This is a genomic window from Agathobacter ruminis, from assembly GCF_002735305.1.
GTDB classification, from domain to species: Bacteria; Bacillota; Clostridia; order Lachnospirales; family Lachnospiraceae; genus Roseburia; species Roseburia ruminis.
The window spans coordinates 1-25,300 of the sequence record NZ_PDYG01000004.1; the positions used below are offsets into that span (position 1 = coordinate 1).

At 41.8% G+C, this 25,300-nt stretch carries 28 protein-coding genes; all 28 read right to left on the reverse strand.

Annotation, left to right across the window (positions count from 1 at the left end; genetic code table 11):
* Window positions 1–90: 90 nt before the first annotated feature.
* The 28 genes from CSX02_RS01375 to CSX02_RS01505 all read right to left on the reverse strand — a co-directional run bounded on the left by CSX02_RS01375 (window position 91) and on the right by CSX02_RS01505 (window position 25,278).
* On the reverse strand, window positions 91–1,389 hold the full coding sequence (locus CSX02_RS01375) for a type II toxin-antitoxin system HipA family toxin (protein WP_099385351.1): 1,299 nt from the start codon (window positions 1,387–1,389) through the stop codon (window positions 91–93).
* Entirely contained in the window at window positions 1,390–1,725 is a 336-nt protein-coding gene (locus tag CSX02_RS01380; RefSeq protein WP_099385352.1) for a helix-turn-helix domain-containing protein, read from the reverse strand.
* A 592-nt stretch (window positions 1,726–2,317) separates the two neighbouring features.
* Window positions 2,318–3,559 carry a site-specific integrase gene (locus tag CSX02_RS01385; RefSeq protein WP_099385353.1) on the reverse strand — a complete coding sequence of 414 codons (1,242 nt, stop codon included), beginning with the start codon at window positions 3,557–3,559 and terminating at the stop codon, window positions 2,318–2,320.
* A gap of 100 nt (window positions 3,560–3,659) precedes the next feature.
* Entirely contained in the window at window positions 3,660–3,926 is a 267-nt protein-coding gene (locus CSX02_RS01390; protein WP_099385354.1) for a DUF6462 family protein, read from the reverse strand.
* Window positions 3,919–4,734, reverse strand: a complete 816-nt coding sequence (locus CSX02_RS01395) for an ATP-binding protein (protein WP_099385355.1) — start codon at window positions 4,732–4,734, stop codon at window positions 3,919–3,921. The genes CSX02_RS01390 and CSX02_RS01395 overlap by 8 nt, the downstream gene beginning before the upstream one ends.
* The gene (locus CSX02_RS01400; protein ID WP_099385356.1) at window positions 4,734–5,249 is read right to left on the reverse strand and encodes a replication initiator protein A; all 516 of its coding nucleotides are present in this window, start codon (window positions 5,247–5,249) and stop codon (window positions 4,734–4,736) included. Before CSX02_RS01400 ends, CSX02_RS01395 begins: the two co-directional genes overlap by 1 nt.
* Window positions 5,250–6,284 carry a hypothetical protein gene (locus tag CSX02_RS01405; protein ID WP_099385357.1) on the reverse strand — a complete coding sequence of 345 codons (1,035 nt, stop codon included), beginning with the start codon at window positions 6,282–6,284 and terminating at the stop codon, window positions 5,250–5,252.
* 619 nt (window positions 6,285–6,903) lie between these two features.
* Window positions 6,904–7,071 (reverse strand): hypothetical protein, encoded by a 168-nt coding sequence (locus tag CSX02_RS13470; protein ID WP_189281273.1) that lies wholly within the window; start codon window positions 7,069–7,071, stop codon window positions 6,904–6,906.
* Between the two features lie 79 nt (window positions 7,072–7,150).
* Window positions 7,151–8,776 (reverse strand): MobA/MobL family protein, encoded by a 1,626-nt coding sequence (locus CSX02_RS01410; protein ID WP_242970391.1) that lies wholly within the window; start codon window positions 8,774–8,776, stop codon window positions 7,151–7,153.
* 275 nt (window positions 8,777–9,051) lie between these two features.
* The gene (locus tag CSX02_RS01415; RefSeq protein WP_099385358.1) at window positions 9,052–9,435 is read right to left on the reverse strand and encodes a hypothetical protein; all 384 of its coding nucleotides are present in this window, start codon (window positions 9,433–9,435) and stop codon (window positions 9,052–9,054) included.
* A 197-nt stretch (window positions 9,436–9,632) separates the two neighbouring features.
* Window positions 9,633–10,532: a helix-turn-helix domain-containing protein gene (locus tag CSX02_RS01420; RefSeq protein WP_099385359.1), complete on the reverse strand. Its 900-nt coding sequence runs from the start codon at window positions 10,530–10,532 to the stop codon at window positions 9,633–9,635.
* Between the two features lie 229 nt (window positions 10,533–10,761).
* Window positions 10,762–11,403, reverse strand: coding sequence for a hypothetical protein (locus CSX02_RS01425; protein WP_099385360.1), 642 nt, complete (start codon window positions 11,401–11,403; stop codon window positions 10,762–10,764).
* A gap of 102 nt (window positions 11,404–11,505) precedes the next feature.
* Window positions 11,506–11,997, reverse strand: coding sequence for an NUDIX hydrolase (locus tag CSX02_RS01430; RefSeq protein WP_099385361.1), 492 nt, complete (start codon window positions 11,995–11,997; stop codon window positions 11,506–11,508).
* A gap of 2 nt (window positions 11,998–11,999) precedes the next feature.
* The gene (locus tag CSX02_RS01435; protein ID WP_099385362.1) at window positions 12,000–12,653 is read right to left on the reverse strand and encodes a hypothetical protein; all 654 of its coding nucleotides are present in this window, start codon (window positions 12,651–12,653) and stop codon (window positions 12,000–12,002) included.
* Between the two features lie 114 nt (window positions 12,654–12,767).
* Window positions 12,768–12,965: a hypothetical protein gene (locus tag CSX02_RS01440; protein ID WP_143248114.1), complete on the reverse strand. Its 198-nt coding sequence runs from the start codon at window positions 12,963–12,965 to the stop codon at window positions 12,768–12,770.
* An 88-nt stretch (window positions 12,966–13,053) separates the two neighbouring features.
* The gene (locus CSX02_RS01445; RefSeq protein ID WP_022784743.1) at window positions 13,054–13,329 is read right to left on the reverse strand and encodes a helix-turn-helix domain-containing protein; all 276 of its coding nucleotides are present in this window, start codon (window positions 13,327–13,329) and stop codon (window positions 13,054–13,056) included.
* A gap of 172 nt (window positions 13,330–13,501) precedes the next feature.
* Entirely contained in the window at window positions 13,502–14,431 is a 930-nt protein-coding gene (locus CSX02_RS01450; protein ID WP_189281274.1) for a ParB/RepB/Spo0J family partition protein, read from the reverse strand.
* Window positions 14,424–15,212 (reverse strand): ParA family protein, encoded by a 789-nt coding sequence (locus CSX02_RS01455; protein ID WP_099385364.1) that lies wholly within the window; start codon window positions 15,210–15,212, stop codon window positions 14,424–14,426. Before CSX02_RS01455 ends, CSX02_RS01450 begins: the two co-directional genes overlap by 8 nt.
* A gap of 14 nt (window positions 15,213–15,226) precedes the next feature.
* On the reverse strand, window positions 15,227–15,481 hold the full coding sequence (locus tag CSX02_RS01460) for a DUF6462 family protein (RefSeq protein ID WP_044959236.1): 255 nt from the start codon (window positions 15,479–15,481) through the stop codon (window positions 15,227–15,229).
* 1 nt (window position 15,482) lies between these two features.
* Window positions 15,483–15,767, reverse strand: coding sequence for a DUF6462 family protein (locus tag CSX02_RS01465; RefSeq protein ID WP_242970392.1), 285 nt, complete (start codon window positions 15,765–15,767; stop codon window positions 15,483–15,485).
* 327 nt (window positions 15,768–16,094) lie between these two features.
* Entirely contained in the window at window positions 16,095–17,687 is a 1,593-nt protein-coding gene (lysS, locus tag CSX02_RS01470) for a lysine--tRNA ligase (protein ID WP_099385365.1), read from the reverse strand.
* Window positions 17,688–17,757: 70 nt separating this feature from the next.
* Entirely contained in the window at window positions 17,758–18,243 is a 486-nt protein-coding gene (gene greA / locus CSX02_RS01475; RefSeq protein WP_099385366.1) for a transcription elongation factor GreA, read from the reverse strand.
* A 98-nt stretch (window positions 18,244–18,341) separates the two neighbouring features.
* Window positions 18,342–20,432 (reverse strand): LTA synthase family protein, encoded by a 2,091-nt coding sequence (locus CSX02_RS01480; RefSeq protein WP_099385367.1) that lies wholly within the window; start codon window positions 20,430–20,432, stop codon window positions 18,342–18,344.
* 91 nt (window positions 20,433–20,523) lie between these two features.
* On the reverse strand, window positions 20,524–21,501 hold the full coding sequence (dusB, locus tag CSX02_RS01485; protein ID WP_099385368.1) for a tRNA dihydrouridine synthase DusB: 978 nt from the start codon (window positions 21,499–21,501) through the stop codon (window positions 20,524–20,526).
* On the reverse strand, window positions 21,494–21,829 hold the full coding sequence (locus CSX02_RS01490; protein ID WP_031542606.1) for a DUF6145 family protein: 336 nt from the start codon (window positions 21,827–21,829) through the stop codon (window positions 21,494–21,496). Before CSX02_RS01490 ends, dusB begins: the two co-directional genes overlap by 8 nt.
* Window positions 21,822–22,823: a biotin--[acetyl-CoA-carboxylase] ligase gene (locus CSX02_RS01495; protein ID WP_031542604.1), complete on the reverse strand. Its 1,002-nt coding sequence runs from the start codon at window positions 22,821–22,823 to the stop codon at window positions 21,822–21,824. Before CSX02_RS01495 ends, CSX02_RS01490 begins: the two co-directional genes overlap by 8 nt.
* A gap of 112 nt (window positions 22,824–22,935) precedes the next feature.
* The gene (gene argF, locus CSX02_RS01500) at window positions 22,936–23,922 is read right to left on the reverse strand and encodes an ornithine carbamoyltransferase (protein WP_031542602.1); all 987 of its coding nucleotides are present in this window, start codon (window positions 23,920–23,922) and stop codon (window positions 22,936–22,938) included.
* Window positions 23,923–24,078: 156 nt separating this feature from the next.
* Window positions 24,079–25,278 (reverse strand): SH3 domain-containing protein, encoded by a 1,200-nt coding sequence (locus CSX02_RS01505; protein ID WP_099385369.1) that lies wholly within the window; start codon window positions 25,276–25,278, stop codon window positions 24,079–24,081.
* Window positions 25,279–25,300: the final 22 nt, after the last annotated feature.

The window sequence follows — 25,300 nt, forward strand, 5'->3', positions numbered from 1 at the left end:
TTTCTGTAAATAATTCTAAGGGAGGATTTGTAAGTTGTCATTGGACTTGTAGTATAAAATGATTCCTACGCAGCCTTCACATGATAAAATCTACAATTCAATTTTATTCTGATTCAGTATTTCTTTGATGCCAGTATAAGTTTTTTCTCTTATATTTGCCTCATTCGCATATCTTTCAAAATCAGCTACCACAAGACTTATCTTAGAAATTATATCTGTACATTTCTTCTTTTTAAGTCCCATCTTTTCACCAACCTCTAATAAATCAATAAGATTGATATCACTCTTTTTTCCATTAACAGTCATCTGATGTGCACTCAACCATTTGTTTGTAATGTCATAGGAATACGTAATATCATATGCTGGTGACAGTCTCCATTTACCATTTCTATCCATTAAAAATGAAATATTTTTAACATGATCATCTTGATTTACTGCTATACAATTAAAGACCATTCTGCTATAGAATTGCTCTATATCCATCATCGGCAATTTCATTTCTCGCATATATGCCGCTGCCATTTCATAACTACACAATCGTGGTTCCTTATAACTAATATGTGCCATTGCACCCAATGATTGCATGTGTATTTTCTTTCCTTCAACACGATCAAAACGCTTTGTCATGAAATGATTTTCACCTGCATTTGAGTAAATTCTACATTCGTTCATTTGAATTCCCGCATCTAAAGCCATTTTGTAATATGCATACTCAATTAATGTATATTCTGGAACATCTTCTAATCCGTGATCTCCATTACTAGATACTTTATCAAACTTCATCAACCAATAATCGAAATCTTTATCTAAACTAAGCTGACCAGATTTAATTTCATTTGTTTTTTCGTTCCAAGCAATTAATGCTTTCGCACGTGCTCCTCCTGCAGAACTTCCCACTTGTACTAACTGCGAATAAGTTAATGCATCTTCCGCATTTAGAGTAATTGAATCTCGCTTATTTAATACATCAGAAGCAAACTTTACCATTTCTGAAACATTAATACTTTCATTAATATCACTTATTTCTGAACTGGCAGGCACATATTCAAGTGCGCCCATTCCTCGTTTTCCTATATAACACAATCTGTCAATTGCAGTAAAATCGGTAATTGATTTACCTTGTGATGCAAGCCATTGTTCTATTACTTTGTTTCCAAACGTATCCGGAAGTGAATCTACTACCAATCCTGGCATTCCAAAAAATGGTTCTCCAGAAAGTGCAGGAAACTCATATACAATATTGCTTAAAGGCATCATTATCGGTGATATTTCAATATTGCTATTCAAAAATTTCTCATCATATTCAAAGGATGCATATGGTTTATCCAAATCTTGATGTATAATTCCTACTCTTGTTCCCCATAAATATATTTCAGCTGTTGTATTCATTTATTCTTCATCTCCCCATTTAAACGTACCTGTGCTTTCTTCTTTCTTACGAACACGCTGCTTTGGCTTATCCTTATCGTTTAGATAAAAAGACGGTCTTTTTGTTTGATCCGGAATAAGTAAATCAATATTGCCCTCCAAATTAAGGGCTGACAATATTTTGATTAAACTTTCTAGCTGAATCGAAGCCCCCTGTTCTAACCTAGATATACTTCGAATAGATACTCCAGACTCGCTCTCTAAATCTTTCTGTGATACCCCTGCATTAACACGATATTGTTTTATTCTTTCTCCTATCAGTTTCTGATATTCTACAACGCTAAATTTGTTTAACATAAAACGCCACCTTTGTCTTGTTATATCTATAATATACTCTAACGCGCCAATTTTGTCTAGTTATCTTTTAATATATTCCTTCATCATAACGCAATATATCAATCTAATTTGATAATTTGCGTTCTCAAATTGATATTTTGTGTTTTTCGGCACTGTACACCAGGCAAATCGTATTTCTCGCAAATCGATTCTTCAGTAACAAATCTCGGCACTGCATACTCTTTGAGATAATCAATCTGTGGGGGCTTAACCTCTTTTCTTCCCACATCCTCACTTCCTTTCTTTTGATTTTTGTAAGGTTTGAGAAAACAAAAAAGACATCCCGATTAGTATTTCTACTAATTGAAATGTCTTTAATAATCGAACGCTAGTTCTGACTTCTTTAAAGTAGGGAATACTTTATAGTACCTCTTCATATCTCAGTATTTCGCTTTATATCAAAGGGTTAGAGGAATCGCTTACTCTTCACATCACACCACACCAATTTACGCAAAATTATTATTTTGTTGTACCATGCGTTGTACCTCATAGTGATTTGTTGTAGTGGCTAAATCATTCGAAAAATGAACTTTCTTCCCAAGTTAATTACATATTAGAAAAAATCCATCTTGCTAGCTAATTCTTCTAATGATTCCTGCTTCTTATTAAAGTTAACCTCAGTGTAAATATCCAATGTTGTCTCTACGTTTTTATGCCCCATGATTTCTTGAATGACTTTGATATTCATGTCGCTCTCACAAAGACGCGAACAGAATGTGTGCCTGAGTGAGTGACAAGAAAAATGTGGAATGATAACCGGCTCTCTGCTTTGTCTCTTGGCATCAATAATCTCTTTCGCATTATACGCTTCATAGATTCTTTTAATTGCCAGGTTAACGCAATGAGGATTATGCAAGGTTCCTAATTTGTTTGAAAACACAAACCCCGTATATCCTTCTAGCTCATATGCACAAAAGCCATCTCGCTTTTGCCTGTCATACTCATTTTTCAAAGCATTATATACCGTGTCCATCATCGGAATATGTCGAATACCTGCTTCCGTCTTTGGCTTTGAAATTCCAAAGCTGGCTTTTCCATTTCGCGTATAGTAAGTAGCCGAATGATTAACACTAATGCTTCTCTTATTGAAATCAATGTCTTTCCATGTAAGGCCCGTACATTCTCCGATTCTCATTCCGGTTCCGAGAAGAGTAGCAAACAACGGATACCAATGATAATACTCTGGGAAAGACTTTACAGCATCTATAAACGCTTTCTGTTGTTCCACAGTCAAAGCATGCCTGATGCCCTTGTTCTTCCCGCTATTTCGCTTGATCTCAGCCATCACACCATCTGTCGGATTCTTTCTTATAACATCATCTCTAACAGCCATATCAAATAATGGATGCAATACCGTATGGACCGAATCCAATGTGTTAATAGCAATTCCCTTATCATTCAACAAATGATAATAAAACAGCTTTACATCCGTATACTTTACGTCAGCTAAAAACTTGTTACCAAAATCATTCCGAACAAATCTGTCAAACATGTAAATGTAGTTAGATCTTGTGGTTGCTCGTAGATTATACTTGGTAGACATATACCTATCAAACGCCATATTGATTGTAGCATGGCCACCCACATAATAATCTAAGCCATCTAACTGTGCCTTTACCAGCTTCTCTTCTTTTTCCCTTAAAGTGAAAAGATCCTTTGAATATACATAACAACGTTTTCCGTAGGGATCCACATAAGTATATATGTACATCCCGTCCAATTTTCTTTGGCTCTCTCCCTTCTGAAGGACTCTGCCTTTATTATCCTTCCTTTGCTTTACTTTTGCTTTTGCCATAACAATCTCTCCTTTCGTTGAAAGGAAAGAAGTTCACCAACGATATGGGATGCTATTAGTATATAGCATCCCATAAACATTCTCAATGATTCCCCACAAATCAATGATACAAACCTGCAAGTTCCGGCGTGAACTTCTTTGCCATTCCTTCATAATCTCCGGGGATTCTAAACTGTTCCAAATAAGCTTCAAATATATCCGTATTCACAAGAACCTTATTTCCCATTTTGTAGGTTGCACCCGCAATCTTTGCATGCTCCTGTACACGTGTAAGCCCCATGCTATATAATTCAGCTGCTTCTTTATATGTCACAAATCTCTTGCGAATCTTTGGATCTGCAAGATTCTGCTTTTTTTGATCACTCATGTTTGAATCCCCCTTTTCCAAATATTACTCCTAAGTTTTTAAAGTTTTCGTCCGCTTTTACCCTTCGCTTACTACTTCCACCCACATAGATAGGCGTACACATAGCAAGAATACGATCATTAATACGCTTTAAAGTCAAATCCTCTACGCCTTTTAATTCATCTACTGTCTTATTCGTAGTAACAATGAGTGGCTTTCCGGATTCCCATCTGCGATTTACAACATTAAATACATTCTGCATCGCAAACTCACTTGTGCGCTCTGCTCCCAAATCATCGAGAATCAACAAATCATAAGAAGACAAGGAACGAACATATTCATCTGCATCAAAAGCTGAAATATTGCTAATTTCCGTAAAATCCTTCATCAGAACTCTGAAGCCCTGGTCAAGTAATGCATTTGCCACTGCTGCCGCAATAAAGGTCTTTCCTGTACCGACTTCGCCCCAAAGTATTAAGCCAATCTTCTTTTTCCTCACATCTTCCCAATGCTCTACATATGCCCTTGCCTTCTCCATAACTGGAACGCTTCCATCATCATTAGCAAACGTCCAACCATACATTTCTTTCTCGTGAAAACAAATCATACGATTTCGTTGAACCCTCTCTTCAAATTCTTGTTTCTCACGCTCCGCTTTTTCCCTTTCATAGGCTTCACGCTCACACCGACACATCAAATGTACACGCCAGAGCTTCCCCTTCTCCAATGGATGAGGGAGAACCTTTTCACATGGCGTATGGCACTTAGCACAATACAGTAAGCCATCTTCAGCGATATATGTTTCTTTTTTCAAATTCTGATTTTCCATCAAAAGCTCTCTCCTTCCCGAACAATATATTCTCTATTATTAAATGTTTTATTTACTCTCTTATATTTACTAGGGTCCGGTTTTCTGACCTCAGATGGGCTTGAATTCTGACCTCTGTAAGTATTATTTTCCGGCTTATGTAGGTCAGATTTTTGTCCCATGTGGTCAGAATACTGACCGCTTTCAGATGTCCATGGAACCTTAATAAAAATATTTGTCATAGTAAGCCCCATCCGTCTTCTCTCAATCAGACCTGCCGACTCTAATTCCTTCAAGGATGCCTTCACTGTGGATTTCCCTTTACCCAGATCTTTAGCAAGCTGTGGCGCCGTATATCGGACGTATATAGCGCCATTCTGGTCATACCATCCATTTCTCTGAGATAATACGCCACGGCCAAGCAGACAACCATACACAAGCAACGTGGTACTGCTGAGCTTTGAATCCAACAAAGAAAGCGGAATCGGTATGAAATTGTTCAATTTATCATCTTTAAGCAAATATCGATTTTCCATTTACTCCGCCTCCTTTCCTGTAGGCTCATTTTCAGGCTTATGGTCCAATGGACCATAAGTTGATTCATATGCCTTTCTAATGCGTTCAACTTCTACATAAAGCTCCTGTAACTGTTTCTGCGGAACAATCTGATAACGCGTGTAATACTTACCATTCTTCGAAGCAATAAACCATTTTCTATCTAACATCTCTCTGGCAAACTCTCGCCGGATATCGTTAATTAGGAAATGTCGAATCGCCCATTCATATCGCTTGCCGATAAATCTTCGATACATGCAGACGATAAACATAATAACTTTACCGAGAGGCCCATACTTCTTGGACTTGTAATCCTCATAATGCTTTTTCATCTCTGCGATTTCCTCCTCATGAAGAGTCGCATATTTCTTGTAATAATTTTTCAAAACGACATCCTTCGCATCCTCCGGATAATGATTCCTACGAAGATACTCGTATACATCGCATTCATATTCATAGCGATTTGGAGTAAATGCTTCCTGAACCTCTACCTTTGGCGGATTTAAAAGTCGATCCATGTAGTAGATTTGCTGGTAACAATTCTTTAATTCGCAGTCTTTGATTTTGTCCTGTAAAGCCTCATTCCTCGATTTCCATTCTTCGACATCAACCTGATGCTTCCTTTGTTCTTTCGATAATTCCTCTTCAAGTTCCCTAAGCTCTTGCGACAAATCAGCATTTTCTTCAACGCCTTCATAATATGCATCAAAGACTTCCTTAAGCTCATTCGCCCGGTCATCATACTCCGTGAAATGCATTCGCTCATCCATTGTCCAAAAGAGGGCATTCCACTTCTGCGGATCCACACTTACAGACTTACCATCCTGTGAAATCTTGATAATGGTATCTCTCGCAGTTTTAAACCCACTGATATTGGCTCTCGCTGTGGATTCCGGTTTGTCACACTCTTTCATCAAGTATTTCTTAATGTCGTCAAAGGAACGCTCTTCTCGTCCCAAATACCGGTAAATATCCCAATAGGTACCGATATGCTTTAATGTTTCTTCTACACTCATTGTTATCCTTTCCCCAATCACCCTTGCTGCAGTCAAACGAATTGGTATCATTTGTTTATAGTTTTGTGAGGCACGTCTGCCTCTGGTCAGAAAAAAAGCTTTTTTCCTCTCACAATGCATTTAGGTTCAAAAATAACTGATTACTAAATGCCGAAAAAATTTATCCAAAAATCCGGCTTATTTTTCCCCTCACTATACATATGGGGTGGTTTTAAGCTCATTACTAAAATTTCCGCAAATTTTTTTGCTTCTATATATCATTTGGGTTGAAAAATCACCCATTACTAAACCGAGAAGAATTTTTCTTTATCCCTTCATTTACTATTTGGAACGAGTCAGAACCAATTACTAAAAAATTCTTATTTCCACCCGTTCAAAATACATATGGGACACATATGATCTGAATCTGCAGAAATTTTGCGCAAAAAAGAAGACAGGTGTTTTCCTGTCTTCAATCTGCTCTCTTCTTTAGATTTTTTGTAACAAAATAGGAACCTGGTACATTTACCAAGTTCCTCGTTCCAACTATTCTGATTCTAATGTAACATACCCCACTTTCAAAAAAAAGGGCCATTTGGAAGCGTTTTGTCAAGAACATATTGCTATCATTTGCAATATGTTATGCAGGCTTGCTATCCTCGGAAACGCCCTCTTTTACGGCTCTGAGTGCCTTTTCCTGCATACTCATGCCTTCTTCCTTGAAGTTCATAACGACTTCATACTGTGTCTTGCCGATGGTAGTCTCAAAGGATCCTCCGGCATTGTATTTCTGTTCGGTATTCTCCATAATCCTCCTCTCCGAAAAGAAAAGGCACGATTACCGCTTTGATAATCATGCCTTTTGCTCCTCAATATGTTTTTCATGTTTACAGTATCTGATCTCTGTTTCTGATGTGTGTCCGGTTTCTCTCGCTTCTCTCGTTCTGAAGCGTTTGCTCAAGATACCGCTTGTTGTAGCTAAGCACTTCCATCTTGGCAAGATTGATGATTGCATCAGATAAAGGTCGCTCGGTTTGCTGATACTTTTCTTTCAAACCATCAAGCTCCTTTTTCCATGCTTTAGGGGTAATCTTTTTGTCCGGCTCCTTGATCATATCTTTGAGTGCGCTCTTATACATCTTGAAACTGTTAAGCTGTGCCTGATGCTGTTTCTTATATTCTTCGGCTTGGCTTTTCTTAAAGAACCCAAGAGGCTTACCGTTCTTATCCTCAGCACCTTTCAACTTCCAATACTCTATGTTGTACTTATGATACGGCTCATAGTATTCATCATTGAAATCAAGAAGTTTTTGAAGATAAGACATACGCTCGGTCATATCGCTCCTGCTCTTTTCCATCGTTTCATAATTTGCTTTCAGTTCTTTCCTGTCAGCCTGCATTTCATCAAAGGTAGTCCAACCTTTGCTCTGCACATAGGCTTCCATTTTTGCCTTGTCCTGCAAAGCGGCACGATCAGAAACGGCACCGATAAACTTACCCTTCATGACGGGAAGTGTCAGACGGTTATTGTTGCGCTCCGCCATCTTTCGGATCATATCAACGATCTCACTCTTGAATGTCTTAATAGCAGTGACCGGAATAGCCACAACTTCCGCAAGTTCTTCCTTGGCTTTTTCATATGCCGCACGGGCAGCATTTATGATTGCATTTCTCGCTATGATGTCCCGATTGATATCGCCTCGGATTGTCTTAATTCCGGCACGCTCCATAGCACTTGCTTTTTCTCCAAGATGAATCTGCGGAATGATATCAAGTCCCTGCTCCTTAAAGGAACGATACTCCCAAAAGTTCTCCGTCATTCCAAGCTCTGCATTGGCAGAATTGATAGCGTCCGTCAGTTCCTTTCTCCACAACTTTCCATACTTCTTATCGTCCCAATCGTTGGTCTTGATTGTGGTACATTGCCATTGCTTTCGGTTACGCTTATCAACCTTCTGTTGTCCGGTCTTTTCATCAATAACAGGAATGCGCTCTCCGTTCTCATCGGTGAGATATACTTTCTTCTGCTTCGGCATCCAATGTCCCTGCTCGTCAATGCTCCGCATGGTGAGCATGATATGAGCGTGAAGATTTCGCTGACCTTTATCATTTTCAGAATCATGGATGGCAAACTGCACGCACATACCTTTTGAAACAAACAGCCTCTTACATAGCTCCCGTAAAAACATAATCGCAAACTTATATGTCCAATTATTCGGAAGTTCAATTCGCCAAGTTCTTGCAAGCTGCGCATCATCTTTCTTCTCGAACATCTCGACAGAGTTCCATAATTTTTTCGGATCCTTATATTCCTCGGGTGCGTTCTCGGGAAGTAGCACTTCATTATGAACCAAGTCCTCGGCATACTTCGGATAATATGTTTTACCGTCATACTCGGAATACATGATTTCTCGGCTGATATAACCGGACTGCTCAACGGCAGAGTGACCCCCGGTACACTTTGCCGTCCTGCCACATATTTTCATGCGGGTACTTATGTTTTTAACAGCCATGCCGACACCTCACTTTCCTACACCTTAACGGGTAGCGATAGTGAATGGGTCGCAGGGCAGACTTTGTGGATGGTGAAACTCTGCTCTTTAGAGCTTCATCAGACGCAAAGTACACAATAGGGTAGGTGTGCCTCGCACACCGAAGGGGAAGTGTAGCTTCCCCTTTTGGCTGCCCGTGGCAGACAACAGCTGTCCGCAGGACGCCTCCGGCAGGACGCGCAGTACCACCTCTGGTGGTATATCTGTGCGCACCGAGAAAATCTCGGTGAAAGACCTTAGGCTTCTCCGCCCTCGTCATCGTCACTTTCTTCGGAATCATTTTCTTCGGTTTCATCAGAATCAGAATCATCGTTTTCTGCCTCCTCTTCATCGTTACTTACCGTAGGATCCGGTCGCTCTTTCAAGACCGTATTGATCATATTCTTCACATCTTTAAGTGAAAAAGCACACGCTATGATCCGGTTCATTTCCTGTTCACTAAAGTCATAAGCTTCGGGGAAGTATTTCCCTACACACCCGCCCATCATGTACTTGTGTCGATCCTGTGTCTTTCTGAGTTGTTCCTTTTCCTCACGCACCACTTTGGCAAGCTCCGCATTGGCTCGCTTCACCTTCTCCATTGCCTTCAGCTTTTTGGCTGAAATCTGTTGCTGTTCCATTTTGAAAATCTCCTTTCTTTTTTTGCCGTTTCCGGCGATTTATGGATAAAAAAAGACGGGGACGAATAATCTTTTAAGATCGTTCGCCACCGTCTGTGGTAACAATATTCAATTATGCTATGTCATTTTATATTCCGGTTTTATGTTCTATGGTATTTATAACTACCACACAATTAAGATTTTAACATGCTCATTATTTATTCTGATATATCTTTTTTTCTGCATAAGATCCTGCTTGCTAAAATCGCTATCACGAGTTCTAACATTACCACAATGGTTTTTTCTACTATATTTCTATAAAAGCCGTCTATATCTGATAGCCGATGGAGTAGATCCCCAAACAAAGCACATAAATACATTGTTCCTATGCTGATAATGTAACCTGTATGAACAAGACCGGCTCCTTTGCTCCACCTGAATAGTTCAAAGACCATTAACAAAACATTTATTATGAATATGATCGTCAGTTGTGTCATAATGAATGGCCCAACAGAAGCCATTTTCATGCCAAAGGGAATTATCCCATTCGTAACAAGGATTGAAACAGCTATAGTCATGACTACCGACCATACAAATGATATTAATGCTGCAAGACTACGGTAACTGGCACCACTCCATTTATTTAACTTTTCTTTCCCATGATAAGCACCTTCGCATACAATAAGCCCAAGCGATAATGCAAGTAAAGCGTAATATACGATTCGTGAAGCATCTGAATATAACAAATCAGAACTTCCCATTCCTGCTATACCGGATATGACTGCAAACACAAGAATTGCTATAAACACAAGATTTCCAAATATTCTTCTCCTCTTTTCACACATCTGTGTTTTGGCAAATCGTACTATTTCAGTAATCGCAATTTCATCATATGACTTGTCATCACTTTGTATTTCTCCTGTAACCAAATCCTGTATTTTAAGATCAAGAATATTGGCAAGTTCTTCCAAAACACCTATATCGGGAAAACTGTCTCCGTTCTCCCAACGGGATATTGCCTTGTTTGTTACTCCAAGCATATCCCCCAAATCACTTTGAGTATAATTTTTGTTCTTTCTGGCTTCCTTAATAAGCTGACCTGTTTTTTTCTTATCCATAGGCACCTCCTCAATGTTTATGCCTTCATGTTAGCATCGGATTACTAAAGAAGCTATCCATCGTATCGAGAATATCAGGATTTATGCAAATCTCGACTATTGAGAATTCTTTATCTTTTCGTTTTTCCACCGGCTATTATCTTCCGAAATAACTTACAACAAGAAGAAAGAACCCGCATAGGTTCTTTCCGCTTTCTTATATGGTATTCGAATCGCTATTGGCTTTATCCTATAAGGAATAATCAATCGAATTACCAATTCCATTTTGTAAAGAATTACTTCCCGTTAATTCGCCTGAACCCTGTGCTATTTGTTTCATGGAAATCTTCCCACGCGCGTTCTCGCCATACTCGTCATTAAGTCTTTTCAATTCATCATTGTAGATTGAGTAAAACTGACGGGTACGATCCTGTTCCTCTTCTGTAGGGAAGACAGACCATCTTCCTGTAATAGGATGATATGCAAAGCTCTTATCACCTTTGCTATTCCAAAACATACACGCTGCGTTCATCTTACCGCCGGTTTTATTCATGCTATCTTCATAAATAGCTTTTCTATCAGGTGCTACAACAGATTGATATTTTCTCATCAGTCCTTGTATAGCTTTGTGATCCTTTTTATCAGATGAAAACTCTTTTCTTGCAAGCTCTCTTATCGCAGAATCAAACTCTTTTTCAGACATGGCAGGAAAACTCTGCTTCGTTGCTATATTACTCCAATTCGGTTTTGTAAACGGACGATTCGTCGGTGTATAGCGTAATGAATAATTACCATAATCCGTTCCATACGGATCTGGCGAACTACTCGTCCCTCCGAGCATTTGATTTATCATTTTCTGAGTACTTGCATAGTTATCTCGTGTAATCTGCATAATCCGTCCTCCTTGACAAGGTCAACCAAAGCAAATAGACTTCACCTTATCTTTTATATCGTCAATAAAGTCATCAACCTTAATGGAACGTTATCCTGGAAGTTAATCTTCCCTAGGTCTCTCATCCGTCACAAAATGCTTTACTCCTTCTATCGGATGCAACAGTTCTGTTCTGAAGAATTCAGGGTAATACTTTATCGGATCATTTACATCTATCCAGCGTAGTAATTCCTCATGATCATCTTCTGTCATGCTCATACATGCCGGTTCAAAATCCTTCGGTACTTTCATATAAAAGAAATATGAAACCTCATATATAAGCTTTCCCATATTTGATGCAGCATCTCCATAAAAATAATTTTCATGGATAAAACCCAACCGGTCAACCTCCATCTTTACGCCGGTTTCTTCAAAGACTTCTCGTACTACCGCTTCTTCGGAAGTTTCTCCAAACTTAATACGTCCACCGACGGAATAAAGATAATCTGCCCGATCATTTCCAACCATCAGTATTTTTCCGTTCATCATAATGATCGCTCCAACGCGGAGATTGATAATTCCGTCTTCGCAGGGAACAGTCATGTCCTTGTTCATCTTTACAACACGCCCCTTCTTACTTTTTCATACACCTCATTTACTGCCTCAATATAGCAATCAAATGAAGGATGCTCATCCATCTGTTGCCAGCTCAGATATCGGTTCTTCTTTGTTAAATAGGTCTCGCGAACATCCATCCAATAATCCGGCTTTAATGCATCTTCTTTCTCCCAGAGATCGCGTGAGTTAGGAACAAGATTCCAATACCACTGATCTAAGGCTACGAAACCGGTCTTTCGATGAATGAGCCTATGCAGTCCATAGCGATCCTGCTTTACTATACACACATCAATCGAAAAAGGTGTCTTGTTTCCTTTCTTAAACGCCATCTGCTTCGTTGTAAGTGCGGATGTGGAATCGTCACAGTCATCCCATCCATTTGCAGAAAGCACTTCGTTGAATGCTTCTCTGATGTCTTCTTTTAGTTCTCTTTCGTTGGGATATTCATTTGAATTTTCAATAAGAAGATTAAAATCAAAGTCAATTGGCTGGTTACCATTCTGTGTAATCATATTACGTTTTTTACTGCCAACGACATTCATCCTTGCTTCAATCCCATAGTTCCTAAGTTCTTGAACAAGCTGGTTCACAAGGTCTGCGCAGTCATGATAGGCACGTGTTAGGAAATCTTTGTCTTCAACCCAATGGTACATAGTTTCTCCTTTCGATTCCCCTACCCGTCCAGATAGCATTGTCCTGCTAAATCGTTTAAATATATCACAACATCTGTTATGCTGCAATACAAAATGTGAAATGAGTCCCACAAATTACAACATACTTATCTTTTCAAGCATGGAACTGCAAAAATCCTGAACAACAACTACTGCCATCAAGATAGCCATGATACCAGCAAATATCAATGAATAAAGGAACAGATCCCCCCACCTATGGATAACGATGCTATAGATAATAGCTGCTCCAACTATTAATGTTAGCAGCCCTACTGCCCATTCTGTCAGCTTCACCGAAGCCTCCAAAGCCCATCTTATAAAAAACAGAACAAAAGCAACCGGTAACAACAAGACCTTCAAGAGTTTTCGTAATATGAACATATTAACCAATCCTCCCTTCGCGCAGCTCGTTCATCACCTTGTAAGCGATCAAACGTAAAACATATTCCGGCATGGCTCTACGGCCAAGTTCCCACTCCTGCATGGTCCGATAAGGTACGCCCAACCACACAGAAAAATCAGTCCTGCTCATACCAGACTTTTCCCTGATCATTCTGAAACAATAAGCCAGGCGACGACGCTCAGCATCCTTGTCATTTTTGTCATACTTTTCTACTTCAATCTCGATTCCTTCGAGGTTATATATTTCCTTCCTCATAGGCACCTCCTCCATGTAGTCAATGCGTGTGCTTCTGTTTATATTATATGTAGTCACTGACTACATGTCAAGAAATATCCGAGATATCCGACAAAACAGAAAAAGGAGCCGCTCTCGACTCCTTACTTCTGCTTTTCCGCTTGTTTTTTCAAATCCAAGCAGAAAACCATGATCAACTCCCTGCTTCATCATTATTTTTCTTCCATTCCTCCAATAATGAGAACAGCACCTTCTCCATTTGGGACTTGGTATAGAATGGTGGGAAGTATTCCTGCAATTTCTTCTTGGTGATCGTGAGTTGCTGAAATCTGTTGCTTTCATCCTTGGGAGCATTCTCATTCAGGATCCGTATGAGTTCCATCTTAGTGATGGTATCATTTTCTTTCAGATAATCTCTCAATGCGAAGATCTGAAATGTCTTGCAGATTTCATTCTCACACATGTACTCGTAAAGCATCTGCTGAACTTCATTATCCAGAAAAGATACTTCCACAGCAGTAGCAAGTGCCAAGGCTTTCTTATCAACCAATTCTAAAATTGGAGAAATGAGTTCTACCAGGCGGAGATACCGATGCAACTGTCCACGGCTTTCACCAACCTTTTCCGCAAGTTCATCATCAGCCCGGCCTTCCGGCAACTTCGTCCCAATTCGGGACGAAGTTAAATCATTTCGCTGACCTTGCCTGCGCATTGCATCATATCGCATCTTATAAGCAAACGCTTTTTCACTCGGCAAGATCTCTTCTCTCTGCAGATTTGAATCAACCATCACCAGGACGGCTTCATCATCATCGTACTTCTTTACGATCGCAGGGATTCTTTCCAATCCGATTTCCTTAACTGCAAATAACCGTCGGTGACCGGAGATCATTTCATAATTTCCGTCTTCAAGCGGTCTGACAGTAACCGGAACCAACACTCCGTTTAACATGATGCTTTCCACACGCTCATGCATCTTTTCATCATCCAGGACCTTAAACGGATGATCCTTGAACGGCCGGATCTTAGCAACCTCGATCTCATCACAACCAGCTACTGATGGAACACAGAGCAGTTCATCAATGGATGTCATTTTTATCTTCTGTCCAACTCTCTTAGCCACGATCCAACACCTCCTCCGTTAATGTCCGGTACGCATTAGCAGCCTTTCCTTTCGGATCATACTGATAGATACTGGATCCTTCTGCACTGATCTCTGCCGCACGAACCGAAAGAGGTATGCAGGTCTGAAACACGCCGATCTGATTCGAGTATGTATCTATGACAAGCTGAGAAATATCCCTGGCATAATTTGTCCTGGCATCCACCATCGTAAGCAGTATTCCTTCGATCCGGAGATTCTTATTAAGTCTCCTCTGTACACGCCCAATGGTTTTGATGAGCTGTTCCAAACCTTTCACCGGAAGGTACGCCGCCTGGACCGGGATCAGAACACTGTCCGCACACGCCAGGGCATTGATCGTAAGCATTCCGAGCGAGGGCATACAATCGATAATAATGTACTTGTAGTCATATTCTGCTTTGAGATATTCAACAATACTCCGGAGCATGACTTCCCTGCTCATGACATTTACCAGATTGATCTCAAGAGCTGACAATTCGATATTTGCCGGAATAAGATCTACGCCTTCATCATGCTGGATGATGGTCTCCGTGAGAGAAAGTTTTTTCTCTTCCATCACTTCTGTCAACAGAGTGGACAGTGTATATTCCAGACTGTCAGGCTCCCTGTATCCCAAACTGATCGTCATGGAGCCCTGAGGATCCCCGTCAATCAACAAAACCTTGTTGCCCTCTGCAGCCAGTCCGATTCCGAGATTTACAGCTGTGGTGGTCTTTCCGACCCCGCCTTTCTGATTTGCAACTGCGATAACTTTACACATGATCTTGTCCCTCCTTAGTTACTCTCCGGATCGCCGTACATTACTTCAATGTACTCATCCAGCTTTTCAGTATTCACTAGACAGATGCGCTTGATGCGGTAGACTGCCTTAGCTTCATTTGCAAGATCCATAAATGAATGGATCCCCATAGAATACAGGATCGCGCCCTCATCGTATCTAACCCATTTCTTCTTTCCGTTCTTAAACTGAGCCTTATAATTATCCAGTCTCTCCTGTTTACCGGGATCTTTTGATCTTCCTCTTTCCATATCACATTTCTCCTTCCGCGCCTTCGCAATTGTTTTCCAGATACTTTTCGATCAACTCCAGATCGATGACCACGTTCTTCTTAATACGGATATTCGCCCCTGCTTCTTTTGCCAGTTTCACGAATGAGTAATAGTTCATGGAATACATCCTCGCGCCCTGGGCATAAGAAACAAAAGTCCGCTTCTGCTCATCTATGAACCGGTCAAGATCCGGTCCTCTTCTTAATGTCCGAAGAAGTTCCTTTTTTCTTTCTTCCTCCCGCTCTTCCTTTGATCTTTTCGCCATGATCATGAGCCTCCTTTCGAATGAAAAATGTTTACAAGTTGCCCCAAGCACGAAAAAAGGCACCTACTCTAGATTTCTCTAAAGTAAGTGCCTGTGAAACCATCCAAAAGCTGTCCTCTGGATAATTTACCTGTTTAGTTTCAGCCAAATCCGTGCTCTACATCACGTTCCGTGACGATGCACGAAGCATTTTTCCACTCTTACATGAGGCTTCAAGAGACCTCACTTTTCGGCTCAGAAAACGCGACTTTTTGCGTCTACATGCCGTTGTCCATACTTGTCCGTAGTGTGACGAAGCGTGACAAGGAATGACAAGGAGCGACGAAATTATAGACTTTTTAACGTAGGGAACAATAACACATCTCTAATCGCCGGCGAATCTGTCAGCAACATCGCAAGACGATCCAGTCCGTAACCGATTCCACCTGTTGGTGGCATACCAAGCTCGAGTGCGTAGAGGAAGTCTTCATCGGTGTGCTCTGCTTCATCATCTCCGGCTGCTGCATTTGCATCCTGCTGTGCGAAGCGCTCGCGCTGGTCGATTGGGTCGTTCAGCTCGGAGTAGGCGTTGCACATTTCCCAGGTGTTGCAGAAGAGCTCGAAACGCTCTACCTTGGTTGGGTCATTCGGCTTCTTCTTGGTCAGCGGGCTGATCTCGATTGGGTGATCGGTGATGAAGGTCGGCTGGATCAGCTCTTTCTCACAATACTCTTCAAAGAAGAGGTTTAAGATGTCACCCTTCTTGTGACGATCTTCGTACTCGATGTGATGCTCATCGGCAAGTTTCTTTGCAGCTGCATCATCAGCTACTGTATCAAAATCCACACCGGAATACTTCTTGACTGCTTCTGTCATGGTCATGCGGGCAAATGGCTTTCCAAGGTCAATTTCGGTTCCCTGGTAAGTAATCTTGGTGGTGCCGCATACCTTTTCTGCAAGATAACGGAACATGCTCTCGGTAAGTTCCATCATGCCTTCGTAGTCAGTGTATGCCTGATAAAGTTCCATCAATGTGAATTCCGGATTGTGACGGGTGTCTACACCTTCGTTACGGAATACACGGCCAATCTCGAATACACGCTCGAGTCCGCCGACAATCAATCTCTTTAAGTAAAGCTCTAAGGAAATACGAAGCTTTACATCCTCGTCTAATGAGTTGTAATGGGTTTCGAATGGGCGGGCTGCTGCTCCACCTGCATTGTGTACAAGCATTGGTGTTTCAACTTCCATGAAACCGCGGTCTGCAAGGAAATTACGGATTTCCTTGATCATAAGGGAACGCTTCACAAATACGTTTCTGCTGTCCTCGTTCATGATCAAATCTACATAGCGCTGACGATAAATCGCATCGGTATCGGTCAGTCCGTGGAACTTCTCCGGGAGAATCTGAAGACTCTTTGACAAAAGTGTCATGGATTCTGCATGGATAGAAATCTCACCAGTCTTGGTACGGAATGCATATCCCTTTACACCGTAGATATCGCCGATGTCGCTCTTTTTGAAGTTTGCATAGGCTTCTTCGCCGATAACATCGCGGGCTACATAAACCTGAATCTTGCCCTTTAAGTCCTGAATATTGCAAAAAGAAGCTTTTCCCATGACACGCTTGAACAGCATACGGCCTGCGATAGAGACCTCGATTGGGTCTGCATCCATAATTGCACGACGCTCATTGTAGTCATCATTTACGACCTGACGAGCCTCAGCTTCATCCATGCCGTCTGTGTTTGGAGCAACACGACCTGCAAGAAGTTTGGCTTCGTGTGCATTGTACAGTTCCTTGACTTCATCTGAGTGATGCGTCTGATCGTATTTGGTGATAACGAATGGATCCTGTCCTGCTTCCTGTAAATTTGCTAACTTCTCACGCCGAACCTGTAATAACTGGTTAATATTTTGTCCGTTGTTTTGCTCTGCCATTGGTTTCTCCTTTTCCTATTTCTTAATTGCCAAAAAAGTGCCGAAAACTTTCGCTTCCGGCACTCATATCTTACACATCTGATCTTTGAATATCTAATAACTTATAGCTGAATGCTCCGGCTTCGGTTTCTACCACTACGGTATCTCCAACCTTCTTGCCGATCAATGCAGCTCCTACAGGTGATTCGTTTGAAATCTTTCCCTTTAAGCTGTTTGCTTCTGTGGAACCTACGATCTTGTACTCGAGTTCCTCGTTGAATTCAATATCAAAAATCTTAACTTTGCATCCGATGGAAACCTTATCCAAGTCTGCTTCTTCTTCGACAACGACTTCAGCATTCTTCAAGATTTTCTCGATTTCCTCGATACGCGCCTCGATATCTCTTTGCTCATCCTTTGCTGCATCATATTCTGCATTCTCGGATAAGTCACCCTGTTCACGTGCCTCTTTAATTTTCTGAGAAATCTCTTTACGCTTGACTACTTTTAAGTCTTCCAGCTCGGCTTCCAGTTTCTGTAAACCAGCATAAGTTAAAATGTTTTTCTTAGCTTCCATATTTTTTCCTTCTCTCGCTCGTCTTACCCTATTTCACTATAGGGTTGCACCAACTAGAGCATTATAACGAATTCCCGCCTACTTGTCAAGATTTGATGTTATTCACCAAAGACATGTCTGTAGTAATCATTATCAAGAACACCTGAGCAGTATTTCATTTTGTTGCGCACGAGTGTCTTGACATAGTCGATATATTGTTCTTCGTTGTATCCGTATGGGTAAACGACATTGTCGCTCGCCGGTGTAAATTTGCCGGAAGAAGCGATATAGGTTCCATACTCGGTCTTCCAGTCAAAGCTTACATTGAATACCAATGCTTCTCTGTCTGAGAATACATCGCGACCTACCAGGAGTCTGGAATCAAAGTCGATTCCGAACAGATTCATCAATGTCGGAAGGATATCGATGGAAGATACCGGTGTGGAAATTTCTACCGGATCGTTCTTCTCCAGACATCCGCTCCAGATGATGAGACGGTTCTGATCACGAATAATATCATTGTCGATTGACTGTCCATAAAGTTCTGACAGATATGGCATGTTTACGGAATCTCCACCGTCATCCAATCCGTATGGGAAGTGGTCTGCACTGATTACGATTACCGTGTCATCTGCTTTTCCTGCCTGCTCGAGGCGCTTGATCAGGTGCTCCATTGCAAGATCGAGTTCGATGTTGCATGCCTTATAGGCTTTGATTGGTTCAGATGCGTCAAGGTCTGCAACTTCGTCTTTGTGCTTGCTTGCCATGTAATTGTCAGAGAATGTGTAATCACTGTGTCCGCTGACTGACATGTAATATACATTGAAATGATCCTGATTGATATATTCTTCTACGGTTCCCTGAATCATCTCAAGGTCTGATTCCGGCCAGGTCTTTTTTGGAATATATTTTTCCATTCCGTTTCCGTAACCCATATATCCTTCGGAATATCCAAGGGTATTATGTGTCTTATCGCGGTCGTAGAATGTGTATGTGTTGTTGTGATATGCCTTGCCCCAGTAGCCAAGCTTGTTCAGCTGCCAGCCCATGGTCATGTAATTTAAGTTGTTTGCGGCAACCTTAAATGATTTACCACCGTCTGTCGGCAACATACCAAAGATATTGTTGTATTCTCCACCTGTGGTTCCGGCACTCTCCGGCTGATAGTAGTCGGTGAACTGGAATCCCTTGTTGGCCATGCGGTACAAGGTCGGAGTCAGTTTCTCATCAATCGCCTGTGCACTGAATGCCTCTGCTGAGATGAAGATCAGGTTCTTGTCTTTGAACATTCCGGTATAGGCATTTTTCTTACTCGGGGTTACGGTTGCAACATATTTGTCAAGTGCAGCAAGTGCATCATCGCTTGTGGATTCTGCAAGTGCGTTGAAATCGATATCTGTTACATTGTCTCCGTATTCCACTACTTCGGTTCCCTGCTGGGTGTCTTCTGTATTCTTCTTGTCCACTACCGGTGCCGGATTGGCAGGTGTGTCAAATGATAAGTCGTTATTTCCGCCAAGAATGGAATTCTTGACATCGAGGCGAAGTCCGGTAAAGATACCAAATCGCTCAATTGCGTGTGTGTAGTTATATTCTTTCTTGTAGGTATTCCATGCGGATGGAATTGCACGTGCCAAAAGCAATGCAACGAGATAGAATACAATTGCGCATACAATGGTATTGATTCTCTCTTTCCAGATAACTTCTGCGAATTTCTTTGTAAGAATTACGCGTGCAATGATATTGACAATCAATGGTACAAAAAACAGGATGATATGTGCGATTCCGTTGAAACAGAATATCAGTCGCATAATGGTATTCTGGAATTCTCCAACCGCTCCGCCGGCTCCTCCAAAAATGGTATTGAGATCGTAGAAGGTGTTGAATTTACCGAATACGAAATATACGATACACATAATCAGGCCTAAAAGTCCGATCACCACTGCTTTTACGATTCCGTATACTTTGCTGTTTGGAATCAGTGAAACCAAAAATTCCAGCATCAGACCGTAGCTGATACCAAATAATAATCCAAAAAGCAGGAACATTCCACTGATTTTTCCGACTGTTGAAATCTGTAAAATGAATTGCAACCACAAAATTGCAACCGGGATTTCAAATGCGCGGAACAATCTTTGCGGACGCTGCTGTCTGAGCTTTCTCCGTTGTTTTCGTTCTTCTAATCTTGCTGATGATGCACTTGCTGTCATTCCCTTTGATAACTCCTTTTCTATGTTATTCTTTTACACTAATTGCAATAATAACCCCTTTATTTTTGGAGGTCAACCGTTGATTCCTTAATTATTTCTTAAGATGTGCCCATGATTCAATCAGCTCACACAGTTGCTCATAGGTCTCTACATGATTGATTTCATCACGCAAACGGGACGAATTCGGATATCCTGTGGTATACCATGCAGCATGTTTTCGAATCTCACGCATGCCCGTAAATTCGCCCTTATATTGCAAAAGCAGTTCGCCGTGGCGCAAAATCATCGCTGCCACCTCTTCCCGGTCCGGCTTTTCCGTTTGCAGATTCCCTTCCAGAATCTGTGAAAAAATCCATGGATTACCCTGCGCACCTCTTCCTATCATAAAGCCATCGCAACCGGTCTGTTCATACATGCGGCGCACATCATCCGCGCTCCGGATATCGCCATTGCCGATGACAGGAATGGAGACGGCTTCTTTGACCCGTCGAATGATGTCCCAGTCTGCTTCTCCGGAATAATATTGCTCACGCGTTCTGCCGTGTACCGCAATCATGGATACGCCGCTCGCCTCTGCAATCTTTGCAATTTCAACCGCATTGATATGATCATCGTCAAAGCCTTTTCGGATTTTTACGCTCAATGGTTTCTCGATACTCTTTGCCATTTTGGTCAGGATCTGTTCTACGCGCTTTGGCTCTAACATCAACGCGCTGCCCTCTTTGTTTTTGACAACTTTCGGCACCGGACAACCCATATTGACATCTATGATATCAAAGTTGCGTGGCTCAATCCGGTGTGCAATCTCTGCCATGATATCCGGGTCTGAGCCAAACAGTTGCAGCGATACAGGATTTTCTTCCGGATGCACCTGCATCAGCTCTTCCGTGTTTTTGTTCTTATATAAAATGGCTTTTGCACTGACCATTTCCATACACAGCAATCCCACACCCTGCTCTTTGCACAACAAGCGAAATGGCAGGTCGGTTACTCCTGCCATCGGTGCGAGCATCAGATTGTTTTTGAGCTCTACATTTTTGATTGTAAGTGGATGGATGATCTTATTCATTCAAATCTACTCCCAATACGGTAATCTTATAATAGTACTCAAGCGCTTCAAACAGCTCTCTTTTTTCATTGCGATACTGTTTGATTTTAAGGACACTTCCGATTTCATCATACATGAAATCGCTCTCCTGACATGTGGTCTCGAATTCGAGATTGCCGTCCTCGTCAAAATACAGTGTCAAAATACCGCCGATATCCTCTGTGTAAAGCACACAAAGAATCTGCAGTTCATCTTTCACATTCTTCGGCAGATTCTCAAAGCTGTCATTTAAATAATATTTTTTCTGATATGCGTTTGATACACATAATATTTCTTTCTTTTCAGACATATCCATATATTCCTCTCACTGATACTTCGCCGCTGGCAATTGGTCGCACACAGGTATTCCCATTTGAATCCGTGGTCTCAACAAGCAATTCCCCCTGTGGGTTAATTCCTCGTGCAATGCCTTCAAATTCTCCTTTTGGGTCCAATACACGCACCTGACGATTGCAATTGATCAGACAGGCATTGTATTCCTGCTCCAATGCAGTCAAATCTTCTGTCTGTAAATAGATTTGATAATCATGATAAAATTCTTCCAAAAATGCCGCTATAATCTGTGCGCGCTTGAAATGTACGCCTGTTTCCCGGTAGAGCGATGTCGCAGTCTCTTTTATCTCTTCCGGAAAATCCTCATTGTGCACATTGATTCCAATTCCGATGACAATGTGGTTGATATAGTCTATCTGCGCGCTCATTTCAGTCAGGATGCCGACAACCTTTTTGCCGTTGACCACGATATCATTCGGCCATTTAATTTTGACATCGGCCTGCTCCGTCATCCGGCCGATTGCTTTAGCAATTGCCAGTGCCGCTACAAGTGTCAGCATGGAGGCATGGTTTGGCTGTATATCCGGCTTTATCATCAAAGTCATGAATATTCCCTTGCCGAATGGCGATGACCAGCTACGGCCGCGACGGCCTTTCCCGCTCGTCTGCTCTTCGCTGACAACCAGCAGACCTGATGGCTGTCCTGCTGTCGCAAGCTCTGCCGCTTTGGTATTGGTCGAATCGATGGTATCAAAAGATAGAATCTCATTACCCATCTCACCGGTCGGACGTGTTATGGCTGCGCGTATCTCCGCCGCGGTCATGCGATCCGGAGATTCCAGCAGGCGGTATCCTTTGCGCGGTACGGCCTCTATCTCATATCCTTGTTCTTTCAGTTGGTTGATTACTTTCCAGACTGCCGTACGCGACACATTGAATTCATCACACAATTCCTGACTGGAGACAAATCCTTCGCGTTCATGCAGTTTTGCAATGATTTTCGTTTTCATATCGCCTCTATTTTAGCGACTTTTGTCCAAATCTGCAAACTTTTTCTCCCACAGGTGCAAAAAAGCCGGAAAACCTGCGGGCTTTCCGGCTTCTGATCTTTGATCTCATTCGTTATTTTAATGTTGCATACATGATGGCCTTGATGCTGTGCATTCTGTTTTCCGCCTCATCGAATACCACAGACTGCGGTCCTTCAAATACTTCGTCGGTCACCTCAAGCTCTGCCAGGCCAAACTTTTCATAGACCTGTTTGCCGATGGTGGTATTCAAATCATGGAAGGCCGGCAGACAGTGCATGAAGATCGCACTCTCCTTTGCATTTTTCATTGCTTCCTGATTGACCTGATATGGCTGCAGATCCTTGATTCTTTCTGCCCATACTTCTTCCGGCTCGCCCATCGATACCCAGACATCGGTATAGATAACATCCGCATTTTCAGTCGCTTCCTTCACCGATTCCGTCAATGTAATGCTTGCACCGGTCTGCTGTGCGATGGCCTTGCATTCTGCCACAAGTTCCTGCGACGGAAAATATTTGGCGTTGGTACATGCCACAAAATTCATTCCCAGCTTCGCACAGGCAACCATAAGGGAGTTGCCCATATTGTAACGCGCATCACCCATATATACGAATTTGATTCCCGCAAGCTTACCAAATTTTTCGCGAATGGTCAGCATATCGGCAATCATCTGCGTCGGATGGAATTCATTGGTCAGTCCGTTCCACACCGGCACCCCGGCATATTTTGCCAGATCCTCGACGATTGTCTGCTCGAATCCACGATATTCAATTCCGTCATACATTCTACCCAGGACTCTTGCCGTATCCGCAATGCTTTCCTTTTTGCCAATCTGCGATCCGGACGGATCGAGATAAGTGACATGCATGCCCAGATCATGTGCTGCCACCTCAAACGAACAACGGGTTCTGGTACTGGTCTTTTCAAAAATCAATGCAATATTTTTGCCTTTTAACTCGTCATGTGCAATTCCGTTTTTCTTCTTTGCTTTCAGATCCGCGGATAAATCAATCAACCCTGTGATTTCTTCCGGTGTAAAATCCAAAAGTTTCAGGAAATTTTTGCCTTTTAAATTCATATCTGGTCCCTCCCGTTGTTATTTACTATCTGATATTGCAATATATTACACTTCTTTCAGCAAAAAATCAACCATCTTTTGCAATTTTATACATTTTGCGAATATAAAAACCCGCAAAGACATACTCTGCGGGTTTTTTTGATACGGATTAATTTCCTAGTCCCAAATATTGTAGAATAACATACCGTTGTATTCGATTCCGTCATATCCACAGGATACGCCCTGGAATCCCAGTGCTCCACCGGTATTATCTACTCCTGAAAGTGCTGCGCGTGCAGCATCGTAGCAACTCTGTGTTGCCGATCCGTTTTCCATTGCGCGTGCAAGGCTTCCGGACCATACCGGACCATACTGTCCCGGCTGATAGATTACATCATGAATATTATTCGGGAATCTGCTGTCCTTCACACGGTTTACAATTACCGCACCGCATGCGAGCTGACACTGATATCCCTGTCCGCCGGCTTCACGATAAAGCAATGATGCCAAAAGATATAATTCATCATCCGTATAGTCGATTCCCTCGCCCTGTACGGTATTGACTTTTCTGTAATTCTTTCCGCTATCCGCCTTTTTCGCTTCTTCGGCCTTCTTTGCAGCTTCAATCTCTGCAATTTCTTCAACGGTCAATGCAGTATCATAGTTCAATGTAACTTTTACATAATCTGCACTGACATAGCAGGTCTTGTCATCATATACGACAGCTACCCAGCCTGCTACTTCCTTCGCATCGGCATCCACTTTCAGGGATTTGCCTTTGCCAAGTTTCTTTACCACTTCGCCATCAGCGCTGGCAGACTCACGCACACGTAGTCCGTCAACAGTTGATTTTGCAACGGTATCAAAGTTTTCTTTCGCATAATCATATGCATCTGCCTCAAAAAGGCAATACTTATTTGACACATAGCCTTCGACATTTCCCGACTTAATCAAAGTCCATGCGTCTCCCTTTTTGACGATCCTGGCAACATTGCCAGTCGTCATCTTTCCTACAATATCAGCATCTTTTGATGCTTTTTGGCGTACATTCAGGGTTGACTCCCCGATGTTTGCAATCAATCTGGTCTGCCAGAACTTTTCCTCTTCGGTCAAGGTCTTTGGCTCAGACGCAGTTGTCTGTTCTAAGTCTTCTTTCTCGACTGATACTGTAACTGCTGCAACACTGTTTAAATCTAAATTCTCCAAGTAATCAGTAGTGCCGGCATACAAGCTGGTAGCTTCCTGCGATTGATTGGAATCCGCATCAACTGCTGTGTTTGTACTCTGCTCCTTCGCGTTCCCCAACGCGCTTCCAAGACTCAAAATCCCAGCAAGAACAAGGACAGAAGCACCTTCCAGTAATCTCTTGTTTAACATTCTTCCTCTTTCGACTTTCTCT

What these genes read in the sequence shown, in the direction of transcription:
- CSX02_RS01375 (WP_099385351.1), bottom strand. Translation starts at nt 1,389, where the DNA reads ATGAATACAACAGCTGAAATATATTTATGGGGAACAAGAGTAGGAATT.
- CSX02_RS01380 (WP_099385352.1), bottom strand. Translation starts at nt 1,725, where the DNA reads ATGTTAAACAAATTTAGCGTTGTAGAATATCAGAAACTGATAGGAGAA.
- CSX02_RS01385 (WP_099385353.1), bottom strand. Translation starts at nt 3,559, where the DNA reads ATGGCAAAAGCAAAAGTAAAGCAAAGGAAGGATAATAAAGGCAGAGTC.
- CSX02_RS01390 (WP_099385354.1), bottom strand. Translation starts at nt 3,926, where the DNA reads ATGAGTGATCAAAAAAAGCAGAATCTTGCAGATCCAAAGATTCGCAAG.
- CSX02_RS01395 (WP_099385355.1), bottom strand. Translation starts at nt 4,734, where the DNA reads ATGGAAAATCAGAATTTGAAAAAAGAAACATATATCGCTGAAGATGGC.
- CSX02_RS01400 (WP_099385356.1), bottom strand. Translation starts at nt 5,249, where the DNA reads ATGGAAAATCGATATTTGCTTAAAGATGATAAATTGAACAATTTCATA.
- CSX02_RS01405 (WP_099385357.1), bottom strand. Translation starts at nt 6,284, where the DNA reads ATGAGTGTAGAAGAAACATTAAAGCATATCGGTACCTATTGGGATATT.
- CSX02_RS13470 (WP_189281273.1), bottom strand. Translation starts at nt 7,071, where the DNA reads ATGGAGAATACCGAACAGAAATACAATGCCGGAGGATCCTTTGAGACT.
- CSX02_RS01410 (WP_242970391.1), bottom strand. Translation starts at nt 8,776, where the DNA reads ATGGCTGTTAAAAACATAAGTACCCGCATGAAAATATGTGGCAGGACG.
- CSX02_RS01415 (WP_099385358.1), bottom strand. Translation starts at nt 9,435, where the DNA reads ATGGAACAGCAACAGATTTCAGCCAAAAAGCTGAAGGCAATGGAGAAG.
- CSX02_RS01420 (WP_099385359.1), bottom strand. Translation starts at nt 10,532, where the DNA reads ATGGATAAGAAAAAAACAGGTCAGCTTATTAAGGAAGCCAGAAAGAAC.
- CSX02_RS01425 (WP_099385360.1), bottom strand. Translation starts at nt 11,403, where the DNA reads ATGCAGATTACACGAGATAACTATGCAAGTACTCAGAAAATGATAAAT.
- CSX02_RS01430 (WP_099385361.1), bottom strand. Translation starts at nt 11,997, where the DNA reads ATGAACAAGGACATGACTGTTCCCTGCGAAGACGGAATTATCAATCTC.
- CSX02_RS01435 (WP_099385362.1), bottom strand. Translation starts at nt 12,653, where the DNA reads ATGTACCATTGGGTTGAAGACAAAGATTTCCTAACACGTGCCTATCAT.
- CSX02_RS01445 (WP_022784743.1), bottom strand. Translation starts at nt 13,329, where the DNA reads ATGAGGAAGGAAATATATAACCTCGAAGGAATCGAGATTGAAGTAGAA.
- CSX02_RS01455 (WP_099385364.1), bottom strand. Translation starts at nt 15,212, where the DNA reads ATGTGTAAAGTTATCGCAGTTGCAAATCAGAAAGGCGGGGTCGGAAAG.
- CSX02_RS01460 (WP_044959236.1), bottom strand. Translation starts at nt 15,481, where the DNA reads ATGGAAAGAGGAAGATCAAAAGATCCCGGTAAACAGGAGAGACTGGAT.
- CSX02_RS01465 (WP_242970392.1), bottom strand. Translation starts at nt 15,767, where the DNA reads ATGGCGAAAAGATCAAAGGAAGAGCGGGAGGAAGAAAGAAAAAAGGAA.
- lysS (WP_099385365.1), bottom strand. Translation starts at nt 17,687, where the DNA reads ATGGCAGAGCAAAACAACGGACAAAATATTAACCAGTTATTACAGGTT.
- greA (WP_099385366.1), bottom strand. Translation starts at nt 18,243, where the DNA reads ATGGAAGCTAAGAAAAACATTTTAACTTATGCTGGTTTACAGAAACTG.
- CSX02_RS01480 (WP_099385367.1), bottom strand. Translation starts at nt 20,432, where the DNA reads ATGACAGCAAGTGCATCATCAGCAAGATTAGAAGAACGAAAACAACGG.
- dusB (WP_099385368.1), bottom strand. Translation starts at nt 21,501, where the DNA reads ATGAATAAGATCATCCATCCACTTACAATCAAAAATGTAGAGCTCAAA.
- CSX02_RS01490 (WP_031542606.1), bottom strand. Translation starts at nt 21,829, where the DNA reads ATGTCTGAAAAGAAAGAAATATTATGTGTATCAAACGCATATCAGAAA.
- CSX02_RS01495 (WP_031542604.1), bottom strand. Translation starts at nt 22,823, where the DNA reads ATGAAAACGAAAATCATTGCAAAACTGCATGAACGCGAAGGATTTGTC.
- argF (WP_031542602.1), bottom strand. Translation starts at nt 23,922, where the DNA reads ATGAATTTAAAAGGCAAAAATTTCCTGAAACTTTTGGATTTTACACCG.
- CSX02_RS01505 (WP_099385369.1), bottom strand. Translation starts at nt 25,278, where the DNA reads ATGTTAAACAAGAGATTACTGGAAGGTGCTTCTGTCCTTGTTCTTGCT.